This window comes from Brevundimonas sp. CURTG3B2_SDJG, from assembly GCF_057364705.1.
This window is the reverse complement of record NZ_JBNFOJ010000245.1, coordinates 1-4,084: the sequence shown is the minus strand read 5'-3', so window position 1 is coordinate 4,084 and position 4,084 is coordinate 1. Positions and strand designations below refer to the sequence as shown.

General features: G+C 72.1%; 4 protein-coding genes. All 4 read left to right on the top strand.

Annotated features, from left to right (window positions below):
* Positions 1 to 69: 69 nt before the first annotated feature.
* From AC2W7C_RS14225 to AC2W7C_RS14210, 4 genes are read left to right on the top strand one after another with little or no spacing between them, the layout of a single operon-like run.
* Entirely contained in the window at positions 70 to 702 is a 633-nt protein-coding gene (locus AC2W7C_RS14225) for a thiolase family protein (protein ID WP_486002021.1), read from the top strand.
* On the top strand, positions 597 to 1,016 hold the full coding sequence (locus tag AC2W7C_RS14220) for a hypothetical protein (RefSeq protein WP_486002020.1): 420 nt from the start codon (positions 597 to 599) through the stop codon (positions 1,014 to 1,016). The genes AC2W7C_RS14225 and AC2W7C_RS14220 overlap by 106 nt, the downstream gene beginning before the upstream one ends.
* Before the next feature lie 2 nt (positions 1,017 to 1,018).
* The gene (locus AC2W7C_RS14215; protein ID WP_486002019.1) at positions 1,019 to 2,701 is read left to right on the top strand and encodes an aldehyde dehydrogenase family protein; all 1,683 of its coding nucleotides are present in this window, start codon (positions 1,019 to 1,021) and stop codon (positions 2,699 to 2,701) included.
* A complete protein-coding gene (locus tag AC2W7C_RS14210) occupies positions 2,698 to 3,939 on the top strand; it encodes a thiolase family protein (RefSeq protein ID WP_486002018.1) in 1,242 nt (413 codons plus the stop codon). Before AC2W7C_RS14215 ends, AC2W7C_RS14210 begins: the two co-directional genes overlap by 4 nt.
* The last annotated feature ends 145 nt before the right edge of the window (positions 3,940 to 4,084 follow it).

The following is a 4,084-nucleotide window of genomic DNA, read 5'->3' as shown; positions in this document are numbered from 1 at the left end:
CGGCGCGCAGCGCCGACGCCCTGATCCTGGGCGCCGTCGGCCAGTCGGCGCCCAAGGGCCAATGTCGCCCTGGTCTCCAAGCTGCACGCCGGCCTGCCCGATGACGCCTTCGCCTTCGCCCTGAACAACTACTGCGTCTCGGGCCTGACCGCGATCGGCCAGGCGGCCAACATGATCCAGGCGGGCGACGCGGCGACGGCGCTCGCCGGCGGCGTGGAGATGATGTCGCGCGTCCCCTTCATGGGCGACAAGGCCGACTACTACGAGGACGCCAGTTTCCCGCCCCGCACCCGCTACATTCCCGTCGTCGTCGCCGCCGACCGGCTGGCCGAGGACATCGGCGTCTCGCGTCAGGAGATGGACGACGCGGCCCTCCGGTCCCAGCAGCGCACGGCCGCCGCCGAGGGCACGCCGCTCACGAAGTCGCGCATCCCGCTGAACGGCCTGGATCGGGAGGAGCCCGCCCGCGCCTCGACCACCGCCGAGAGCCTGGCCGCCATGCCCGCCGCCTTCGCCCCGCTGGGCGAGCAGTACGCCGAGGCCCTGAACGGCCGTAGGATCGACCATCGCCACACCGTCGCCCACGCCCCGCCCATGTGCGACGGGGGCCGGCCTGGCCCCTGGTCAGCGCCGCCGCCGACGGCGCGCGGGCGAAGATCGTCGCCTACGCCGAGGCCGGCGGCGACCCCGAGGCTTCCCTGACCGCCGGCTTCACCGCCATGGATCGCGCCCTGGCCAAGGCCGGAATGACCCTGGCCGACATGGACCGCGTCGAGTTCATGGAGGCCTTCGCCGTCACCATCGTGAAATTCCTGCGCGAGCGCGACGTCGATCCGGACAAGGTCAACGTCGGCGGCGGCCACCTGGCCAAGGGCCATCCGATGGGCGCGACCGGAGCCATCCTGCTGTCATCCCTGCTGGACGCGCTCGACGCCTGCGAGGGCCGCTACGGGATCGTGGTCGCCGCCGGCGCGCAGGGCGTCGGCGCCGCCATGATCGTCGAGCGGATGGCCTAGGCATGGACGGGGGGCCGCTTGATCGTCACGCCGAGTTGATCGCGCGCCACGCCGCGACGCTGGACGCCGCCATCGACGCGGTCCGGACCCGGCGCGCCTGGAGCCCCTTCAGCGACTCGCCCTCGACCAGGATCCACGGCCCCGACAAGCCGCCGGCCGGCAAGGCCGCCTTCGAGGCGCGCCTGAACACGGTCTTCGACCTGGACCAGCCCGGCGCGACCGGCGCGACGGTCGGCGAGGAGGTCTCGCCCTACACCGGCCTGCCCCTCGGCGTCCGTTACCCCGTCTGCGATCCCGACGCCCTGGTCGCCGCCGCCGTCGCCGCCATGGCCCGGTGGCGCGACACCGATTTCGAACTGCGCATCGCCCTGTGCCTGGAGATGGCCCAGCGCCTCTACGACCGCAATTTCGAGATGGCGCACGCGGTCATGCATGTCGCAGGGCAAAGCTACACCCAGGCCTTCAGCGGCTCGGGACCCAATGCGCTGGACCGCGGCGTCGAGGCCCTGGCCTATGCGGCCAAGGCCATGCGCGACGTCGCGCCCGAGGCGGAGTACCGCCGTCCCTTCGGCGCCGAACAGGTGGCGCTGCAGAAGACCTACACCCTGGTCCCCCGCGGTGTCGGCCTGGTCATCTGCTGCGCCTCCTTCCCGACCTGGAACGCCTATCCGGCCATGTTCGCCAGCCTGGCGACGGGCAATCCCGTGATCGTCAAGCCGCACCCCATCGCGGTCCTCCCGATGGCGATGGTGGTCGAGACCTGCCGGGATGTGCTGGAGGAGCACGGCTTCGATCGCGACCTCGTGACCCTTGCGGTCGACACCCTGGCTGAGCCCGTGGCGAGCCGCTTCGTCGACCATCCCGACATCCAGATCGTCGACTTCACCGGCAGCCCCCGCTACGGCGGCCACCTGGAACGCACGGTCACGGGCAAGCTGCTGTTCACAGAGACCGCCGGGGTCAACACCGTCGTCGTCGACAGCGTCGACGACCTGGACGCCGTGGCCCGTGCGATCGCCCGCGCCGCCAGCCTGTTCTCGGCCCAGATGTGCACTAGCCCACAGGTCGTCTACATCGCGCCCGCGCTGTTCGCCGTCCTGTCCGCCGCCATCGTGGACCAGATCGACGCCATCGCCGCCGACCCCGCCCAGGCGGCCGGGATCATGGGCGCGATCCAGGGCGAGCTCAGCCTGAAGGTCGTCACCGAGACCCGTCGGGCCGTCATCGGCCTGCCGGGCGTCCATGTCCTGCGCGAAGGCGCGCCCTACGCCCATCCGCAGTTCCCCGACGCCCGCACGATGACCCCGCTCGTCGTCGCCATCGAGAGCGGCGACCGGCACGACCTCTACGCCGAGGAACGCTTCGGCCCGGTGCTCTTCCTCGTCTCGATGGAGGCCGACCAGGCGGTGATGGAGGCGACCTGGCTGGCCAGGACCCGCGGCTCGATCTCGTCCTACCTCTATTCGACCGACGAAGCCTTCATCGACCGCGCCACACCCGCCTACGAGACCGCCGGCGCCAATCTGTCGATCAATCTGACCGGAGCGATGTGGATCAACTTCGCCGCCGCCTACAGCGACTACCACGTCACCGGCCTGAACCCGGCGGGCAACGCCTGCCTGGCCGACCTGGCCTTCGTCGCCTCGCGCTTCCGCATCGTCCAGCGACGGCGGCCCATCGCGTGACCCAGGACGTGTTCATCGCCGGCGTCTCCATGACCGTCTTCGGCAAGCGGCCCGCCGACAGCGTCAAAACGCTGACCGACCATGCGGTGACGGCCGTGCTGGTCGATGCCGGCGCCGCGGTCGAGGACATCGAGGCCGCCTGGTTCTCCAACACCCGCCAGCCTATGCTGGAGGGCCAGAACACGGTCCGCGGCCAGATCGCCCTGCGCCCCCTGGGCCTGACCCGCATCCCCGTCGTCAACGTCGAGAACGCCTGCGCCTCGGGCTCCACCGCCCTGCTCCAGGCCATCCATTGGCTGCGCTCGGGCGCCGGCGACATCGCACTGGTCGTCGGCGTCGAGAAGATGGTCTTCCCCGACCGCCCCGACCGCGTCGCCGCCGCCTTCGCCGGCGGGACCGACATCCACGATCGCGAGGGCGTCGTCGCCTACATCCGGCAGATGGGCGGCGAGGAGCCGGACCCCGGCGACGCTTCTGGGCGCAGTCTGTTCATGGACCTGTACGCCGCCCAGGCCCGCGCCCACATGGCCCGTTTCGGCACCACCCAGACCGACTTCGCCCGCCTGGCGGCCAAGAACCACACCGCCGCCGAACGCAACGCCCGGTGCCAGTACCGCACCCCCATGACCGTCGATCAGGTCCTGGCCGACAAGCCCGTCGTCTTCCCCTTCACCCGCGCCATGTGCGCTCCGGTCAGCGACGGCGCGGCCGCGGCGATCCTCTGCTCCGCTGCGGGTCTCAAGCGGCTCGGCGCCGAAGCCCGCGCCGTCCGGATCCGCGGCTGTGTCCTGACCAGCGCCGGCGCCCGGGACGCCCGCGACTTCGACACCCATATCGGCCGCCGCGCCGCCCTGGCCGCTTACGAACAGGCCGGCCTGGGACCGAAGGACATCGACGTCGCCGAAGTCCATGACGCCACCAGCTACGCCGAGCTCCAGCAGATCGAGAACCTCGGCCTGGCCGAGCCGGGCACGGTCGGCGCCCGCGCCGCCTTGGGCGACTTCGCCCTGGGCGGCCGCACGCCCGTGAACCCCTCCGGCGGCCTGATCGCCAAGGGACATCCGGTCGGCGCCACCGGCCTGGCCCAGATCTTCGAACTCTCCGCCCAGCTGCGCGGCGAAGCCGCCGCCCGCCAGGTCCCGCACGCCCGCATCGCCGTGGCCGAGAACGGCGGCGGCTTCCTCGGCGTGGAGGAGGCCGCCACGGTCGTCACCGTGCTGGAGGGCCGGGCCGCATGAGCCATCCCATCCGCGCCCTCTACGACGGCCCGCCGGACAAGGCCGTCCGCCCCGCCCTGTTCGACGGCGAGACGACCCTGACCCACGGCGAGCTGATCGCCCGGGTCGAGCGCGCCGCGCCGACCTCGCCGCGCGTGGAATCGGC